The following is a 17,262-nucleotide window of genomic DNA, read 5'->3' on the forward strand; positions in this document are numbered from 1 at the left end:
TGCTAAGTAGTTGGGCTAGGCGATATGTCGCCAGTCGAGCCCTGAATCTTGATCGGCCAATTGTAACCAGTCCGGATCGCACCCGAGGGTGTCGACGAAACATTGCCGGGCCAGATGCGGCAGGTTGTTTTTGCTGCTGAGGTGGGCCAGTACCAGATGTTGCAGGTCCTGCCAGCCCAACTCGTTCACCAGGCTTGCGGCCTGGTGGTTGTTCAAATGTCCTTCGCTGCCACCCACCCGCTGCTTCAGGAAGTACGGGTAATGACCGCGGGCAAGCATGTCACGGCAGTGGTTGGACTCGATCATCAGCGCGTCCAGGCCGTGGTAGCTTTGCAGCACCGTCGGGCAGTACGACCCCAGATCCGTCAGCAGACCAAAGCGACGCGTGCCGTCGGTGAAGACAAACTGCGTCGGCTCAAGGGCATCGTGAGCGACGGACACCACATGGATGTTCAACGCCCCCAATTGCAAATCCTGTCCGCCCACCAGATAACCGGCGACTTCAACAGGCTTGCGTAACCCCCTCGCCGTGCCACTGCTCATGTATACCGGAAGATTGTAGCGCCGAGACAGCAAACCCACGCCATGCACGTGATCGGCATGTTCGTGGGTCACTAGAATCGCGCTCAACTGATGCGCGCTAAGTCCTAGCCGCGCCAATCGTCGTTCGGTTTCCCGCAGGGAGAAACCGCAATCTACCAGCACATGCGTGTTGCCACTGGCTACCAGCGTGCCATTCCCTTGGCTGCCGCTGCCTAATACTGCGAAACGCACTTAACCCAGGTTGTCTTGAATGACACCCAGTACGCGACGGGCAATGTCTGCCGGTGCGACGGTGTTGATGTTCTTCTCGACGGTAACCTGAACGTTGTCACCCACTTTGCTCAAACGCACTTGATAACGTTCGGCACGGGCATCGATCTCTTCCTTGGTTTCTTTGCTGCCGAACAGGCGGCCGAAGAAGCCAGGTTTGTTCTCAGGCGTATCAGCCCGCTCTGCCAGGTTGATGTAGTACAGACCCAGACTGCGGTTGATGTCTTCTACGCGCCATTCACCCTGATTCAGGGCACGACCGACGCTTGACCATGCGCGATCCAGATCCGAACCGACGTTCAGAACCGGGTTACCGCTGCCGTCTTCGCTCAAGGCAACACGGCTTGGGGTGTCGTAGTCACGCGCTGCCAGCAACGACACGGAGCCGCCCTGTGCAGAGCTGCGACTCAGGCTGGCCAACATGTCATCGGTCAATGCGGCATCGAGTGCGACGTTAGTGGCGCGATCGGTGAACGGCACGTCAGCAGTGCTGCCTGCCGGGCGCTCAGCGCTGACGACGTAGACTTCACTGGTGTTGCGCTGCACGCCCGGTTCGATACGCACCCGCACGCGGGTTTCTGCATCGGAGGCTGCGCCGCCGGCACTCAGGCGCTTGGCGACCGCAGCGGAGAGCTCATCCAGACGCTGCCATGTGGTGCTGAACTCACCGGTTTGCGGACGATCTTCGGCAATACGGAAACCGTTATCTTCGAAATACTGATGCGCCAAAGGCCAGACTTCGGCAGGCGCACGCTGGGCAAGCACCCAGCTGTTATTGCCGCTCTTCTGCAGGCTGAAATCGCTGGCATCTGCGGTGGTCGACAGTGGTTGCGGGCGAGGTACTACGAATTCGCCTTTAACGGTGTCGTCCGCCACGTTGCGCGGGATCGGCAGCAGTGGGTCAAGACGCTTGGTTTCCGAGACACCCGGCGGGATTTGCATCGGTGCAGTTTGCTGTGCTTCGAGGTAATCGCTGCCACGGTCACGGAAGTAACCATCTTCACCCCAGAGCCAACCGCAACCGCTGGTGCTGGAGATAATCAAGGCAAGTGCGGAAAGTCCGGCCAATCGCTTCATTGCGTGTTGTTTCCTCAATTAAACCAGAACGCCGGACTGGCGCAGGGCCTGACGCAGCGGTTCGTGACAGGCCTGGCTGAGCCAGGTGAGCGGCAGACGGATACCGTCCGGCATCAAACCCATTTCATTCAGGGCCCATTTCACGGGGATAGGGTTGGATTCGATAAACAGGGTTTTGTTGAGCGGCATGAGTTTTTCATTGATCGCCCGCGCAGTCTCGGCATCACCGCGCATGGCCGCGGCACACAGCTCGCTCATGGCGCGCGGTGCAACGTTGGCGGTCACGGAGATATTGCCCTTGCCGCCCAGCAGAATCAGTTCGACCGCCGTTGCGTCGTCACCGGAATACACCAGAAAGTCGCTGCTGACACCGGCCAGAATGTCCTTGGCGCGTTGCAGGTCGCCAGTGGCTTCCTTGATGCCGATGATGTTCGGCACGGTGGACAGACGCACGACAGTCTCTGGCAGCATGTCGCAGGCTGTACGGCCCGGCACGTTGTAGAGGATCTGCGGGATGTCTACCGCTTCGGCGATAGCCTTGAAGTGCTGATACAAGCCTTCCTGAGTCGGCTTGTTGTAATACGGCGTGACCAGAAGGCACGCGTCGGCGCCAGCGCGCTTGGCGTTGTTGGTCAGCTCGATCGCTTCACGCGTGGAGTTTGCGCCCGTACCTGCGATAACAGGAATACGCCCTGCAACCTGATCGACCACACGGCGGATCACTTCGATGTGTTCGTTCACATCGAGCGTGGCCGACTCACCTGTGGTGCCAACGGCAACAATGGCGTTGGTGCCCTCTTGCAGGTGGAAGTCCACCAGTTTGCTCAGGCTGTCCCAGTCCAGACGTCCCTGTGCATCCATGGGTGTGACCAGTGCCACCATACTGCCCGCAATCATGCAACCGCTCCTGCCGGAAAAAGAGAGCCGTAATGGTACTGGCGCTATCAGCCTTGTACAAGCGAAGTACCACGCTGTGAGCATTCCCCTGAGCGATGGTTTTCGCTACCCTTCGTTCTTTGATCGGTACTGGTCATCTGCGCGCCTCCTTCAATCGGTCGATTTTAACGTCAGAACCCCTGCTCCAGCGCTGTTGCAGCCTGCCTTTGGTCAATCAGGCAGACGCAACTTGCCAGAAGCTGCGGTTGTCGTCTGATGCTGTCGATCGTCGATTCGGTCCTGCAAGCCAATAAATGTACCGACCGCTCATCATCTAGGAATGCTGCATGTCGTCCACCCCCACAGTTCGCGAACAATTCCTTGTCATCAGTGCCCTTGGCGCAAACCCAATGGAGCTGACCAACGTCCTGTGCCGTGCCAGTCACGAAAGCCGTTGCTCTGTGGTCAGCTCGCGCCTGACCCGTCACGGCGAATACAGTGCGTTGATTCTGCAAGTCTCCGGTAGCTGGGATGCCCTCGCCCGCCTGGAAACCGGCCTGCCCGGCCTGTCCAAGAAACACGATTTCACTACCAGCGTGGTACGCAGTGCCACGCTGGAAAGCCGTCCAGAGGCGCTGCCTTACGTGGCTTACGTCAGCTCGGCGTATCGCCCGGACATCATCAATGAGCTGTGCCAGTTCTTCACGGACCACAACGTGGAACTGGAAAACCTGATCTGCGATACCTATCTGGCTCCGCAGACCGGTGGCACCATGCTCAATGCAACCTTCACCGTGACCTTGCCTGCGGGCATCCAGATCAGTTGGCTGCGCGATCAGTTCCTGGATTTCGCCGACGCGCTGAACCTCGATGCGTTGATTGAACCGTGGCGTCCGCAAGCGCCTATGTAAGGAAGTCCCATGCCCGTAGCAGTAGATCAACCGGTTAGCGATTTTCAGGTGCAAGCCACCAGCGGACAGGCCGTGAGCCTGTCCGAACTCAAGGGCAAGCAGGTCGTGATTTATTTCTACCCGAAGGACAGCACGCCGGGCTGCACCACTCAGGGTCAGAACTTTCGCGACATGCATGAACAGTTTCAGGCTGCCAACACGCTGGTGTTTGGCGTATCCCGAGACAGCCTGAAATCCCACGAGAACTTCAAGGCCAAGCAGTCGTTCCCGTTCGAGCTGATTTCGGACAAGGACGAGGCCCTTTGCCAACTGTTTGATGTGATCAAGCTCAAGAAGCTGTACGGCAAGGAATACCTTGGCGTGGATCGCAGCACCTTTTTGATCGATAAAGATGGCGTACTGCGCCACGAATGGCGCGGCGTGAAAGTGCCGGGGCATGTTGAGGCGGTGCTGGAGAAGGCTCAGGCGTTGAATAACGCCTGATCTCCTGTGGGAGCCGAGCTTGCTCGCGATGATGACGCCGCAGCTTCCAGAGACAGGTCGCGTGCAGCCTTATCGCGAGCAAGCCCGGCTCCCACAGGTTCTACGCGATGTCGTGGGACCGGCTTCTCACCTTTGCGGGCAAGCCTCACTCCAACAGAATCAGGGCGCCTACAACAACGGCGCCACAGTGGGCTCCTGCCTGGGCCAGGCATCCAGCACGGCCTTGAACAGAGTCGCCAGCGGAATCGCGAAAAAGATCCCCCAGAACCCCCATAGCCCGCCAAACAACAGCACCGCGCAGATGATCGCGACCGGATGCAGGTTGACCGCTTCCGAGAACAGCAGCGGTACCAATACGTTGCCATCCAGCGCCTGAATCACGCCATAGACCACCATCAGGTAGATGAACTGGTCGCTCCAGCCCCACTGGAACAAGGCGATCAATGCCACCGGCACCGTCACCACTACCGCGCCGACGTAAGGCACCACCACGGAAATGCCCACCAGCATTGCCAGCAAGGCCGCGTAGTTGAGGCCCAGTGCAACAAAGCCGACGTAGGTCACGCCACCACAGATGAAGATTTCGATGACTTTGCCGCGAATGTAGTTGGCGATCTGCCGATTCATTTCCTCGGCCACGCGCGTCATCAAGGCGCGCTCCCTCGGCAAGTAGCTGACCACCCAGCGGCCGATAAGACGCCGATCCTTTAGGAAGAAGAACACCAAGATCGGCACCAGCACCAGATAGATCATGATATTGGCCAGCAACGGCAGGCTCGACAGCGAGAACGTCAGCGCCCATTGGCCGAATTTGCCAATCTCGCCACGAGCCACTTCGATGGCATGCAGCACTTGCTCGTCTGAAACCAGATGCGGATAGCGCTCCGGCAACAGCAGCAATAACGACTGCCACTTGGCGAGCATGCCCGGCAGTTCGTTGAACAAGGTAATCAACTGATGCCAGAGCAGCGGCACCAGAACCAGCAAAAACACCAGCAGAGCGCCCATGAACAACATGAACACCAGGCCAACAGCACCGGATTCAGGAACACGGAACCGCTCTAGCAAACTGACCAGTCCTTGCATGAGGAACGCCAGCACCATCCCCGCCAGCACTGGCGCCAGCATGCCGCCCAGGGTCAGAACAATGGTGAAAGCCAGAAACAGCAACACCGCAAGTACGACTGCTTCCTCATCGGAGAAGTAGCGTTGTACCCAGTTGCGAAGCACGTTGAACATCAAAAATCCTTTTGAAAGCGAATAGGCCCCGGTGGTTTACGCCTTGCGCAGCCAGTAGGTGTAGACCCCCGCCTCGGCTTCCTCATGAAGTAATTCATGACCGGCAAGCCTGGCAAAGGAGCGGAAGTCGCGCTGGGAGCCGGCGTCGGTGGCAATGACCTTGAGCACCGCACCACGGGAAAGGCGGTTCAGCTCAAGCTTGGCCTTGAGCAACGGCAGCGGGCAATTGAGGCCCTGCGCGTCGACTTCAGCGTCACAGCTTTCGGGGCGCGTTACAGCGTCAGACATCATTTATCTCCAGGCAGGCACATCAAATTGCCATGCGAAGGCAAAAAGTTTATTTCAGATACATGTTGAAAGCCGGAAGAATACCGCACTCTGGTCATCAGGCCATCGAGACGGCTACAGTAGGGGTTCTCCAACTCAGAGCTCCATGGATGAATTTTCTGCGCCCCACCCTGCTGACGCTCGCATGCCTGTTGACTGTTCCTGTGCATGCCGATGACCTGCCGTCCCTTGGCGATGCCAGTTCCGCGATTGTTTCGCCGGAGCAGGAACACCAACTGGGCCGTGCGTGGCTTGGACTGCTACGTGCCCAGGTCGCGCAACTTTCGGACCCGCAACTCAAGGACTTCGTCGAGACCTCGGTGTACAGCCTGGCGGAAACCAGCCAGGTGCAGGACCGACGCCTTGAGTTCATTCTGATCAACAGCCCGCAGCTCAACGCCTTCGCCGCACCCGGCGGTATTATCGGCGTCAATGGCGGGTTGTTCCTCAATGCCCAGACTGAAGGCGAATACGCCTCGGTACTGGCGCACGAACTGGCTCACTTGTCGCAGCGCCACTTTGCACGGGGTGTTGAAGCCCAGCAGCGCATGCAAGTGCCGGTGATGGCAGCGATGCTCGCCGGTATCGTCATGGCGGCTGCGGGTGCGGGCGATGCAGGTATTGCTGCGATCGCCGGCTCTCAGGCTGCGGCCATCCAGGAGCAGCGGCGATTCTCGCGTCAGAATGAACAGGAAGCTGACCGGATCGGCATTCTCAACCTGGAAAAAGCCGGTTACGACCCGCGCAATATGCCGACCATGTTTGAACGCTTGATGCGCCAGTATCGCTTCGACGCCAAGCCGCCTGAATTTCTGCTGACTCACCCGGTTACCGAATCGCGTATCGCGGATACCCGCAACCGCGCCGAACAAGCCAAACCGGGCGGCAAGGAAGACAGCGTGCGCTATCAACTGATGCGCGCTCGCGTGGCATTGATTTACGAAGAAACGCCGGGTATTGCCGCCAAACGCTTCCGCGCCCAACTGACGGAAAACCCTAAATCCGATCCTGCGCGTTACGGCTTGGCCATTGCACAGATCAAAGGCGGGCAACTCAATGAAGCCCGGGAAACCCTCAAGCCTTTGCTCGACAAGTCGCCGAACGACGTTACCTACAACCTGACGCAGATCGATCTGGACATCACCAACAACCGGCTCAACGATGCACAACAGCGCGTGGACCGGATGCTGACTCAGTACCCGGACAACTATCCGTTGAATCAGGTGCGGGTCGACGTGCTGCTCAAACAGAATCGCACTGCTGAAGCCGAGAAGTCCCTGAACGGGCTGCTGAAAAGCCGTCCTGATGATCCGGACATCTGGTATCTGGTCGCCGAGACCCGTGGCTTGAACGGCAACACCATCGGCCTGCACCAGGCCCGTGCCGAGTACTTCGCGCTGGTGGGTGATTTCAGACAGGCCATCCAGCAACTGGACTTCGCCAAACGTCGCGCCAATAACAACTTCCAGTTGGCATCACGCATTGATGCGCGGCAGAAGGAATTGGCGGATCAGGAGCGAATGGTCAAGGACATGATGTAACACCTGCCCCCTGTAGGAGCCAACTTGTTGGCGAGGCGATATATCTGATTAAACAGGCCCAATGCCTCGCCAACAACTTGGCTCCTACCGCTATATCGGCGCTATCGCCTATCAGGCATTTCCCATCTGCTTCATCCGCGCGGCCTGGGTAAAATCCAGCATCCGCTGCAGCGGCCTTACCGCATGCGGGATCACCGCTGGGTCGACAAATATCTCGTTGGTCCCTTCCCGCAAGCACTGCAAGGTACGTTCAAGGGTGTTCATCGCCATCCACGGGCAATGCGCGCAACTGCGGCAGGCCGCGCCGTTACCGGCAGTGGGTGCTTCGATAAAAATCTTGTCCGGACACAGCTGCTGCATCTTGTAGAAAATGCCGCGATCAGTGGCCACGATGAACATCTTGTTCGGCAAGGTCTGCGCGGCCTTGATCATCTGGCTGGTCGAACCGACCGCGTCAGCCAGGTCGATCACTGACTCGGGCGACTCAGGGTGAACCAGAATCGCCGCCTCCGGATACAACGCCTTCATGTCTTCCAGCTGCTTGGACTTGAACTCCTCGTGGACGATACACGCGCCGTCCCAAAGCAGCATGTCGGCACCGGTTTCGCGCTGGATGTAACGCCCCAGGTGCTTGTCCGGTGCCCAGATGATTTTCTCGCCGTTGTCCATCAGGCTTTCAACGACTTCCAGCGCACACCCGGAAGTCACTACCCAGTCCGCACGGGCTTTGACCGCTGCCGAGGTATTGGCGTAAACCACCACCGTACGCTCCGGGTGCTGATCACAGAACGCCGTGAACTCATCCACCGGGCACCCCAGATCCAGCGAACAGGTCGCCTCAAGGGTCGGCATGAGCACGCGTTTTTCAGGATTGAGGATCTTGGCGGTTTCGCCCATGAAGCGCACACCAGCGACAAGGACAGTCTTCGCCGAGTGGTTATTGCTGAAACGAGCCATTTCCAGCGAGTCAGATACGCAGCCGCCGGTTTCCTCCGCCAAGGCCTGAATCACCGGGTCGCAGTAATAATGCGCCACCAGCACCGCGTCCTGGGCTTTGAGCTCAGCCGCGATAGCAGCACGGTAATGGGCCTGTTCTTCAATGCTCAGCTCTTTAGGCTGCTTGGCATCAAGATGGGCCTGAACCAACAGGCGTTCAGATATTTGCGTCATGTTCGCTGGACCTGCAAGCGCTCTGATAGCGCACAAGGCGAGTTTACACCCGAAAAGCAGACACAAAAAAAGCTGGAGATCCTGATTTTCACGGGCCTTCCAGCTTTATAAGTATGTCGACCTGGGGTCGTGGTTCGGTCCTGAGGCCAATCGGTCACGTCCGACCGGCTCAAGCCGCTGAAGGCGCGCGGATTTTAGCCAGCCCCCTGCAGATTTACCATCTGTTTCAGCGGCCCGCGATTACCTGATTATTCCCGTAAACCGGACAAAGGGTCGTGCCGGCTTTTTACTCCGGCAACTCACAGCCTTTATTTATGAGGCTATTAATGACCCAACGGCGATCGTTATTACCTTCAGCGATATCCAGCAGTTGCTGAGTTTCAGCGGCATGTTTGGCGCTGGCTTTTTCCAGAACACTGTCCACTTCATTAAACGGAATGCTCAGCAAACCGTCATCGTCGCCAATTACCATGTCGCCCGGCTCAATAACCATGCCATTGATTGCAATCGGAACATTGATTTCACCGGGGCCATCTTTGTAAGGACCGCGATGAGTAATACCCGCCGCAAACACCGGAAAATCATCTGCAGCGATACTTGCTGCATCACGAATGGCACCGTTAATGACAATACCGCCCAAGCGCTTCTTGATGGCATAGGCAACCATTAACTCTCCAATGATTGCATTGGTCAGATCACCTCCGGCATCAACCACAATGACGTCACCTGGCTGAGCGATGTCCAAAGCGTAATGCACCATCAGGTTGTCGCCTGGACGGCATTTAACGGTCAGTGCCGGCCCGGCCAGAACGCCTGAACGGTGCATGGGCCGCAAGCTCGCGCCACCGGCGGTCATGCGGTTCATTGAATCGCTGACGTTAGCAACGGGTACCTGACGGTAACCTTCGACCTGCTTAACGCTGACCTGACGGGTACGTTTTAATACTCTGAATCCACTGGACATGATGCAGCCTCGCAATAACTGACCGAGCAAAACCAACGACCCTGCTCCGTCATGAGTGAGATAAAAATATTCAAAAACCAGACAACAAAAAATCTGCATGACACTTTATTCAGGGCGAACGAAGCCACGCCGCTGAAAAACCGGACAATCGATAAACCTGATAAAGCTCTAAGTAACGGACTTCGCTGTCAGCTCGTTTTAAGCACTAATAAAAACCAGTCAAGTTATAGGTATGCGCAGCCGTCTGACTAAACAGAAAGCGCTTCTCCCCTGCCGTAAAGTCGGCGGTTATCTTCTTGAAGGCATTCCACATCACGCCATAGGAATACATCCCCTTATCCACCGGGAAGTTACTTTCAAACATGCAACGCTCCACACCAAACGCTTCGATGCAGTGCAGGATATAAGGGCGCCATAACTCGGCTAACGTGTCCGAATCAGGAGGCAACTCACGAGTGTGCAAAGCAAACCCACCAACGTTCATGCCCAGGCCGCCCAACTTGACCAATACGTTCGGACAGTTCGCCAATTGGCAGATCAGCCGCGACCAGTCAGTGAAGACTTCATCACGACGGCCGGCATAAGGTCCCACGCCAATAGGCCCGCCCACGTGATCCAGCACGATCACCTGATTGGGGAAGGACCTGGCCAGATCCAGCACCTCTTCAAGCTGGGTGTGATAACCCCAGACGTCCAGCGCCAGTGCGTAGTCCTGGAGGTAACTCACCCCTTTGCGAAAGTACGTATCGGCAAGGACGCCAGCTGGCGGCGGTCTGGGGTTGGAGACCACTCGTGGATCAACATGCCAGGCCGTGACATTGCGAATCCCCTGCAAACGCGGCCCGGCCCTTTCAAGCATCTCCTCAAGAACCGGCACTACCGCCTGCCCAAGACGCAAATCCGCACCGGCCACAATAGCGCTGCAAATCCGCGCCGGGCCGTAAAGCCCACTCGCACTGAGCGCCGCGATGCCGTTGGCGAACTCCACTTCGCCCACACTCTGGAATGACTCAGGCCGATCCATGTTGAACATCGAGCGGCATTGCACATACACCGACGCCAGCACTCGATGACCGCTGTCGAGGTCATCCAGATAATCGTCGAGCAGGTAATGGTTTTCCGGGCGATCCCACAGGTGGTGATGAGCATCGACAATCACCAGCTGCGGGTCTATTGCCGCTTCGTCCACCCGCGCCAGCCACTCTTTGCGAACAGGCAAGTGTGGCGATCCAGAGGGTTTCATCAGTGGGCCCGGATATCAGAGATAAACTTGGCCGCACGCGGATGTTTCGGCGCGGTAAAGAAGTCTTCCGGCGCTGCACGTTCCAGCACCTGCCCCGCATCCATGAACCAGATGCGGTCAGCCACTTCCCGGGCAAAGCCCATTTCATGGGTCACGCAAATCATGGTCATGCCTTCGGCGGCGAGGTCCTTCATGACCTGTAGTACTTCGCCAACCATTTCCGGGTCCAGCGCACTGGTCGGTTCATCGAACAACATCACCGGCGGCTCCATGGCCAGAGCACGGGCAATCGCCACCCGCTGCTGCTGACCACCTGACAATTGCAACGGCATGGCATCGGCCTTGTGCGCCAGGCCGACCTTTGCCAGCAGGTCACGAGCGGTTTTCGCGGCGTCGGTCTTGTTACGGTTGAGCACCGTAATCGGTCCGATCATCACGTTATCCAGCACACTCATGTGCGGGAACAGATTGAAGTTCTGGAAGACGAAGCCCACCCGGCTGCGCAAGGCATTGAGGTTCTTTTTCGACGCATGAACGTCTTCGCCGGAAATCAGGATGCTGCCGTCCTGGATTTCTTCCAGGCGGTTCACGGTGCGAATCAATGTGGACTTACCCGAGCCGGAAGGCCCGCAAACCACAACCACCTCACCGGCGGACACTTGCTCGGTGATATCGCTCAGTGCGCGATATTCGCCATACCACTTGTTAACGTTCTTGAATTCGATCATTTAGGTTGCCCCACCAGAACTGGATTTTCTTCGACGCTGTCATCTGTGGCGCGGGCGGAACCCAGGCGTTTGCGATTGATGGTGTCTTCCAGCCATTTGGCGAGACGACTCAGCGAGAAGCACAACACAAAGTAGAAACCGGCCAGCAGCGCGTAGACCTCGAACGGCTGGGTCAACAGCTGGTTGTTGATCTGGTAGGCCGCGAAGGTGACTTCCTGCGTACCGATCAGGTAAGCCAGCGAGGTGTTTTTGGTGATCATGATGAATTGGTTGAGGATGCTCGGCAGCATGTTGAACAACGCCTGCGGCAGCACAATCTTGCGCATGCACTGGCCGTAGCTCATGCCAATCGCCCGCGCCGCTTCAACCTGACCTTTGGGCACCGCGTTGATCCCGGCGCGTACCACTTCCCCCAGATATGCCCCCTCGTACACCACCAGTGCCACCAACATGGTGACGAAGCCGGAGATGTTGATTCCGGTAATCAGCGGCACCGCGAAGTAGCACCAGAAGATCAGCAACAACAAAGGGATCGCCCGTACGACATAGGTGTAACCCATGGCTACATTGCGAATCGGCGCAATCGATGAAGTACGCGCCAGGCCCATCATGACGGCCAGCGGGAAAGAAATAATCAGCGCCAGCAACGCGATGATGACAGTCAGCGCCAGACCGCCCAGCGGCCCCTGTGGATACTGGCCGATGAGCAGCAGAATCCCGTAATCGTGAAGAATCTCGAGCATGGTTACCTCGCCATCCGCAGGTCGATGCGTCGCTGCCAGACGGCACCCAGAATCATGATCGACCACGAGCCGATCAGATAAAACAGACTCGCCACGGCAAAGGTCTGGAAGGTCATGTAGGTTTCGCCCTCGATCTGCCGCGTGATGTACATCATTTCAGCGGTACCGATGGCCATGGCCAGTGCGGTGGTCTTGAACAGCGAAAGCGCCTGATTGACCAACGACGGAGCCGATGCGCGCATAGCCTGCGGAATCAGAATCTTGCGCAGGGTCTGTACGTAATTGATGCCCAGTGCACGTGCGGCTTCGGTCTGGCCGTTGGGCAATGAACGGAAGCCACTGCGCAAGTCTTCGGACACATAAGCAGCGCTGTTCAGGGTCAGGGCGATGATGGCGAAAATCACTTCACCGCCGTGGCCGTTGATCCAGTCCTGAGCAGCCATCGGCAGCAGTTGTGGAATGCCGAAATACCACACGAACAACTGCACAAGGCTGGGTACATTGCGGTGGTACTCAACGAAGACTGCCACCACGAAATCGCCGATCCGACCGGGGATCAACCGAATCCCCATCAACAGGCAAGCCAGAACAAATGCCAGCACCGCCGAGATGAAGAACAGTTGCAGTGTTACCCCTGCCCCGCCCAGGAACGCGTGCAGATAGTCCCCCTGAAGCAGGGAACCGAAGCCATTGAAAATTGACACAAGCACCTCGATCGGGCCGCGTGAAGCGGCCCGCTTTCAATCACTGGAAATCAGATAGCGCGGTGAGTTTCTTCTCACGAACCAGCTTGTATTCGGTCTGGTCGCCGTACCAGTGATCCCACAGTGCTTGCAGCTCGCCGCTGGCTTCCATGTCCACCAGCGCCTGATTGATAGCGTTGGTCAGTGCGGTTTCGCCTTTTTTGACACCTACGCAGTTAGGCTCGAAGTGCAGAGCCTGATCGAGAAAGCGCATGTTCTGGCTGCGGGTATGAAAGCGAATCGACGCAGGCTCGGTCATGGCCATGCCTTGCACCTTGCCTTGTTGCAGGGCAAGAAACGCTGACGGCGCATCTTCAAAACCTACGACCTTGGCGTCGGTGATCTGCTGACGTGCGTACAGTTCAGGAGTGGAGCTCTTGATAGCGCTGACACGCTTGTCGGCCAGGTCCGCGAAGGTCTTGATGCCGCTGTCGCCTTTGACCAGCACCTTGATCGGTACCTGGTAGTAAGCCGAGGAGAAGTCGATCTGCTCGGCACGCTCCTTGGTGTAACCCAGTGCTGCTGCCACTACGTCGGCGCGACCGGAAATCAGTGTCGGAATCCGCGCACTGACGGCAACGCCCTGCAGCTCGGCTTTGACGCCCAGATGCTTGGCCAGAGATTTACACAGATCAACGTCCAGCCCGATGATTTCCCGGGTGGTCGGGTCCTGGTAGCCCAGGGGAACGCTGTCAGTCAGTGTCGCGCAACGCAGCGTGCCGCGATCCTTGACGTCCTGCAAACCGTCAGCCATTACCGTGGTCGCTGCCATCAACCCCATCAAAGTAAGCAAAACCTTTTTCATCATTGTCGGTATCTCTTCAAGAATGAGGGCAGAAATAAAAGCAGATCGTATTTTTATTGGGACGCTAGTTTTTTTAGTCACCGCTAAAAACGGCGCTTAACTCAATGCCTGACAGGCCTCCTTCATTCGCCGGCACCCTTCAGTGATGATCTCGGTGGACGTCGCGAACGACAGACGCAGATACGGTGAAAGGCCATAAGCCGCGCCATCCAGAACCGCGACATTGGCGCTTTCGAGCAAATAGTTGCGTACGTCCAGATCCGATTGCAGTACCACACCTTCCGGGGTGCGCTTGCCAATCAGGCCACCGCAGTTAGGGTACGCATAAAACGCGCCTTCAATGGCGAGGCACTTCAAACCCGGTACATCGTTCAATAGCCCGATGATCAGATTGCGCCGCTCGCCAAACACTCGCGCTGCCTCCTCCACGAAACTACCACTCTCTTCCAGCGCTGCCACTGCGGCAGCCTGACTCACCGCCGACGCGCCGCCGATGCTTTGTGACATCAACTTGTCCATGGCCTTGATCAGCGGCAGCGGACCGCCAGCATAACCAATGCGCCAGCCGGTCATGGCGTAAGCCTTGGAGACGCCATTAATGACCAGGGTCCGCTCTTTGAGCTCAGGTGCCTGCACAGCCGGTGCGGGCAATGCAGCACCGGCGTAATTGAAGTACTCGTAAATCTCGTCGGTCATCAACCACACGTGCGGATGACGCACCAGCACGTCAACGATCGCCTGCATTTCGGCTTCGCTGTAAATCGCGCCGCTAGGATTGTTCGGGGAATTGAGCACCAGCCATTTGGTTTTCGGCGTGATCGCGGCTTCCAGTTGCTCAGGCTTGAGCTTGAAACCTTGCGAGTCCGGGCATTCGAGGATCACCGGCACGCCGCCATTCAACTTGACGATGTCCGGGTAGCTGACCCAGTAAGGCGCAGGGATGATCACTTCGTCGCCGTCATTCACGGTGCAAGTGAATGCGGTGTAGATCAGCTGCTTGGCGCCCGAACCTACAACGATTTCAGCCAGCGAGTAATCCAGACCGTTGTCCTGCTTGAACTTGCGCTGCACGGCCGTCTTCAACTGTTTGGTGCCAGTGGTCGCGGTGTAGCGAGTCTGCCCTGCCAGAGCGGCAGTGCGTGCTGCCTCGATGATCGACGTCGGGGTGACGAAGTCCGGCTCGCCGACGCAGAAATCAAGAATCTTCTTGCCAGCAGCTTCCAGCTCCATGACCCGCGCTTTAGCGGCAACACTGGCGGACGATGCAAAACGGTTCAGTTTGTTCGAAAGCGGGTACGACATTGCGAATGACCTGTGGGTTTAGGCTCGGTTGCCATGAAGACTACTGACTGCCAAAACGAACAAAAAGCGATTTTTTGTTGGCTTTATTCATCTCTTAAGGGCATCTTTTGGCCAACGACTGAGGATTTCGGAATGATTACAATCAAGCAGATCGAGGCCATTTTCTGGGTCGCTCGGCTGGGCAGTTTCGACTCCGCAGCCGACCACCTGAACACCACGCAGTCCGCAATCTCCAAGCGTATTCAGGACCTTGAAACGCGCTACGGACAACCGCTGTTTGACCGTTCGCGGCGCAGTGCGCAACTCACGCCAATGGGTGAAGAATTGGTGGCGCTGGCTTCAAGCCTGTTGAATCAACGGGACGCGATGCTCCAGCGCCTGGAAAGCCCGGAGAACCTGCAGCGCAAGCTGCGTCTGGGGGTTACGGAGCTGACTGCGTTGACCTGGTTGCCCGATCTGGTCAGTGGTATTCGCAGCGCTTATCCGCTGGTGGAAATCATTCCGGAAGTGGACCTGAGCCCGGTGCTTTACGATCGTTTGGCGAGCAATTCGATCGACCTGATCATTGTTCCGGACATCTTTCAGGACAATCGCTTCTCCGCCGAAATTCTCGATTCTGTGGAAAACGCCTGGATGTGTACCCCGGCATTGGCAGGTGAGCAGACGCGCATGACCCTGGAAGAACTGGCGTCACGCACGCTGATCATTCAGGGCGCGCTGTCAGGCATGGGCATGGCGTATGGGCAGTGGTTCAAGATGAAAGGCATCGACATCGCCAAGTCCATCACCTGCAACAACCTGCTGGCGCAGATCGGCCTGGCGGTGTCAGGGCTGGCAACCGCTTGCCTGCCACTGCACTGCCTGAGCCATGTGCTGGATCGCAAGTTGCTGCAGCGCCTGGATGTCACGCCTGCATTACCGCAAATTTCCTATAAGGCGATGCATCGCAGCACCGAGGATGATCGGTTCATGGCTGACATTCTGGGCATCACGCGCAAGGCATGTGATTTCACCAAGTTCATTATTCATTGAGGCGACGGCGATACTTGCAATTACAGGCATGCACACAAGTAAATGCTCATCTGGTAACTTGTCGGGGCACACACAGGACCCTTGCCAATGCTCGCCAACGCCCAACAGACACCAGAACTTCCCCTGAGCAAACGCCTGAAAGCAGGAAGCACCCGCGAGCATGACAGCGTCGACACGCTGGTCATGCAATCACGCCCGTTCGAAGACAGTCAGCGCTACGGTTGCTTTCTGCGCCTTCAGCATCGCTTTCACGGTGCGATTCACGCGCTGTATAGCCATGCAGCACTCAACGAGTTACTTCCAGGCCTTAGCGAGCTGCCGCGTTTTGACGCGGTATGTGCAGACATGAAGGACTTGGGCCTGCCGGTTCCGGCCATACCACCCACGGTAAACCCCGGCTCCCTGCAGACAGCAATCGGCTGGCTGTACTGCGCAGAAGGCTCGAATCTGGGTGCAGCGTTTCTTTTCAAGGAAACCCAGCGGATGGGTTTCAACGCTGAACACGGTGCCCGACACCTTGCCGCACACCCCGACGGCCGTGCGCTGCACTGGCGTCAGTTCGTGGCATTGCTTGACGGGCTGAAGCTGGATGAGACGCAAAAAGCCGAAGCCATTCAAGGCGCTATCGACGCTTTCGACTTCTACCGCAGTGCACTGCGTGAGTGCTTTCACTGAGGCATCGACATACAGCCATCGCAGCGCCGTTTCGTGGTAGCAGGAACGGCCTATTTCATGCCTACTAATCCCTTGGCCAGGTCCCGGCCTTTGGCATCCATGTTGTGCGAACTCATTGCGTTGTTCAGGGCGTTAGTTGCGTCGCCCATCGCTGATTGCATACTACGAATTTCGGTCAGCAATGAATCCCGCTTTCTCTTGAGGTCATCCTCAGACAACGTTTTATCGCTTAATAGTGCCGACAACTCCTCGTTTTTCTCTGCGATTTTTTCTTGAAGCTCCCTGATTTTTTTCAACACCTCTTTAACATCGTCCGGTAGCGGCGACCGGTCAATGTCTGCGTACTTTTCGCCTTCGGCTTTTTCAGCTTTGAGTTTTTCCTGACCTTCCTTTGAAATTTCGACCTTGATAGTCCGGGTCACAACATCCGAGCTGGATGGCGCTTCTATTGCCGAAGCAGATGAAGAGCTTGCAACCTGAACAGGCATTACAAATGTCAGGTCAGGAGAGGTTATTTTCATTGAAACTCCAAAGTGTATTCGATGCGCGAATGTCTTCAAGGGTATCGACACGGGATCGCCGGCCTTTAA

At 57.1% G+C, this 17,262-nt stretch carries 19 protein-coding genes; 5 read left to right on the forward strand and 14 right to left on the reverse strand.

Going from position 1 to position 17,262, the window contains the following annotated elements; genetic code table 11:
- Positions 1 to 15: 15 nt before the first annotated feature.
- From ABRP31_RS19900 to dapA, 3 genes are read right to left on the reverse strand one after another with little or no spacing between them, the layout of a single operon-like run.
- A complete protein-coding gene (locus tag ABRP31_RS19900; protein ID WP_349970214.1) occupies positions 16 to 774 on the reverse strand; it encodes an MBL fold metallo-hydrolase in 759 nt (252 codons plus the stop codon).
- A complete protein-coding gene (gene bamC, locus ABRP31_RS19905; RefSeq protein ID WP_349970215.1) occupies positions 775 to 1,890 on the reverse strand; it encodes an outer membrane protein assembly factor BamC in 1,116 nt (371 codons plus the stop codon).
- Positions 1,891 to 1,908: 18 nt separating this feature from the next.
- Complete coding sequence (gene dapA, locus ABRP31_RS19910; protein ID WP_087265303.1) at positions 1,909 to 2,787, reverse strand: 4-hydroxy-tetrahydrodipicolinate synthase; 879 nt, start codon at positions 2,785 to 2,787, stop codon at positions 1,909 to 1,911.
- A gap of 326 nt (positions 2,788 to 3,113) precedes the next feature.
- On the opposite strand from dapA, the gene ABRP31_RS19915 reads away from it, so the two are divergent.
- Together ABRP31_RS19915 and ABRP31_RS19920 are read left to right on the forward strand one after the other, a co-directional pair.
- The gene (locus ABRP31_RS19915) at positions 3,114 to 3,677 is read left to right on the forward strand and encodes a glycine cleavage system protein R (protein ID WP_231665665.1); all 564 of its coding nucleotides are present in this window, start codon (positions 3,114 to 3,116) and stop codon (positions 3,675 to 3,677) included.
- 9 nt (positions 3,678 to 3,686) lie between these two features.
- Positions 3,687 to 4,160 (forward strand): peroxiredoxin, encoded by a 474-nt coding sequence (locus ABRP31_RS19920; protein WP_349970218.1) that lies wholly within the window; start codon positions 3,687 to 3,689, stop codon positions 4,158 to 4,160.
- 168 nt (positions 4,161 to 4,328) lie between these two features.
- Here ABRP31_RS19920 and ABRP31_RS19925 read toward each other — a convergent pair whose 3' ends face one another.
- Both ABRP31_RS19925 and ABRP31_RS19930 read right to left on the reverse strand, forming a co-directional pair.
- Positions 4,329 to 5,399 (reverse strand): AI-2E family transporter, encoded by a 1,071-nt coding sequence (locus ABRP31_RS19925; RefSeq protein ID WP_087265300.1) that lies wholly within the window; start codon positions 5,397 to 5,399, stop codon positions 4,329 to 4,331.
- A 36-nt stretch (positions 5,400 to 5,435) separates the two neighbouring features.
- Positions 5,436 to 5,687, reverse strand: a complete 252-nt coding sequence (locus ABRP31_RS19930) for a sulfurtransferase TusA family protein (RefSeq protein ID WP_349970220.1) — start codon at positions 5,685 to 5,687, stop codon at positions 5,436 to 5,438.
- 149 nt (positions 5,688 to 5,836) lie between these two features.
- On the opposite strand from ABRP31_RS19930, the gene ABRP31_RS19935 reads away from it, so the two are divergent.
- Complete coding sequence (locus ABRP31_RS19935; protein WP_087265298.1) at positions 5,837 to 7,267, forward strand: M48 family metalloprotease; 1,431 nt, start codon at positions 5,837 to 5,839, stop codon at positions 7,265 to 7,267.
- A 111-nt stretch (positions 7,268 to 7,378) separates the two neighbouring features.
- Here the strand turns inward: ABRP31_RS19935 and nadA are convergent, their stop codons facing one another.
- The 8 genes from nadA to ABRP31_RS19975 all read right to left on the reverse strand — a co-directional run bounded on the left by nadA (position 7,379) and on the right by ABRP31_RS19975 (position 14,965).
- Positions 7,379 to 8,437, reverse strand: a complete 1,059-nt coding sequence (gene nadA / locus ABRP31_RS19940) for a quinolinate synthase NadA (protein WP_087274332.1) — start codon at positions 8,435 to 8,437, stop codon at positions 7,379 to 7,381.
- Between the two features lie 286 nt (positions 8,438 to 8,723).
- Positions 8,724 to 9,401 carry an RraA family protein gene (locus tag ABRP31_RS19945; protein ID WP_349970222.1) on the reverse strand — a complete coding sequence of 226 codons (678 nt, stop codon included), beginning with the start codon at positions 9,399 to 9,401 and terminating at the stop codon, positions 8,724 to 8,726.
- 205 nt (positions 9,402 to 9,606) lie between these two features.
- Positions 9,607 to 10,620, reverse strand: coding sequence for an amidohydrolase family protein (locus ABRP31_RS19950; protein WP_349970223.1), 1,014 nt, complete (start codon positions 10,618 to 10,620; stop codon positions 9,607 to 9,609).
- Positions 10,621 to 10,643: 23 nt separating this feature from the next.
- Positions 10,644 to 11,372, reverse strand: coding sequence for an amino acid ABC transporter ATP-binding protein (locus tag ABRP31_RS19955; RefSeq protein ID WP_243247889.1), 729 nt, complete (start codon positions 11,370 to 11,372; stop codon positions 10,644 to 10,646).
- Positions 11,369 to 12,115 carry an amino acid ABC transporter permease gene (locus ABRP31_RS19960; protein ID WP_349970224.1) on the reverse strand — a complete coding sequence of 249 codons (747 nt, stop codon included), beginning with the start codon at positions 12,113 to 12,115 and terminating at the stop codon, positions 11,369 to 11,371. The genes ABRP31_RS19955 and ABRP31_RS19960 overlap by 4 nt, the downstream gene beginning before the upstream one ends.
- Before the next feature lie 2 nt (positions 12,116 to 12,117).
- A complete protein-coding gene (locus ABRP31_RS19965) occupies positions 12,118 to 12,819 on the reverse strand; it encodes an amino acid ABC transporter permease (RefSeq protein ID WP_202973085.1) in 702 nt (233 codons plus the stop codon).
- A 40-nt stretch (positions 12,820 to 12,859) separates the two neighbouring features.
- Positions 12,860 to 13,666 carry an ABC transporter substrate-binding protein gene (locus ABRP31_RS19970; protein ID WP_349970225.1) on the reverse strand — a complete coding sequence of 269 codons (807 nt, stop codon included), beginning with the start codon at positions 13,664 to 13,666 and terminating at the stop codon, positions 12,860 to 12,862.
- A 93-nt stretch (positions 13,667 to 13,759) separates the two neighbouring features.
- On the reverse strand, positions 13,760 to 14,965 hold the full coding sequence (locus ABRP31_RS19975; RefSeq protein WP_349970226.1) for an aminotransferase class I/II-fold pyridoxal phosphate-dependent enzyme: 1,206 nt from the start codon (positions 14,963 to 14,965) through the stop codon (positions 13,760 to 13,762).
- A gap of 132 nt (positions 14,966 to 15,097) precedes the next feature.
- Between ABRP31_RS19975 and ABRP31_RS19980 the strand changes: the two genes are divergently transcribed.
- Both ABRP31_RS19980 and ABRP31_RS19985 read left to right on the forward strand, forming a co-directional pair.
- Complete coding sequence (locus tag ABRP31_RS19980; RefSeq protein ID WP_087274341.1) at positions 15,098 to 15,997, forward strand: LysR family transcriptional regulator; 900 nt, start codon at positions 15,098 to 15,100, stop codon at positions 15,995 to 15,997.
- An 87-nt stretch (positions 15,998 to 16,084) separates the two neighbouring features.
- The gene (locus ABRP31_RS19985) at positions 16,085 to 16,672 is read left to right on the forward strand and encodes a biliverdin-producing heme oxygenase (protein ID WP_349970228.1); all 588 of its coding nucleotides are present in this window, start codon (positions 16,085 to 16,087) and stop codon (positions 16,670 to 16,672) included.
- Between the two features lie 50 nt (positions 16,673 to 16,722).
- Here the strand turns inward: ABRP31_RS19985 and ABRP31_RS19990 are convergent, their stop codons facing one another.
- Positions 16,723 to 17,193, reverse strand: coding sequence for a hypothetical protein (locus tag ABRP31_RS19990; RefSeq protein ID WP_349970229.1), 471 nt, complete (start codon positions 17,191 to 17,193; stop codon positions 16,723 to 16,725).
- Between the last annotated feature and the right edge of the window lie 69 nt (positions 17,194 to 17,262).

The sequence above is a fragment of the Pseudomonas caspiana genome, from assembly GCF_040224095.2.
GTDB classification, from domain to species: Bacteria; Pseudomonadota; Gammaproteobacteria; order Pseudomonadales; family Pseudomonadaceae; genus Aquipseudomonas; species Aquipseudomonas caspiana.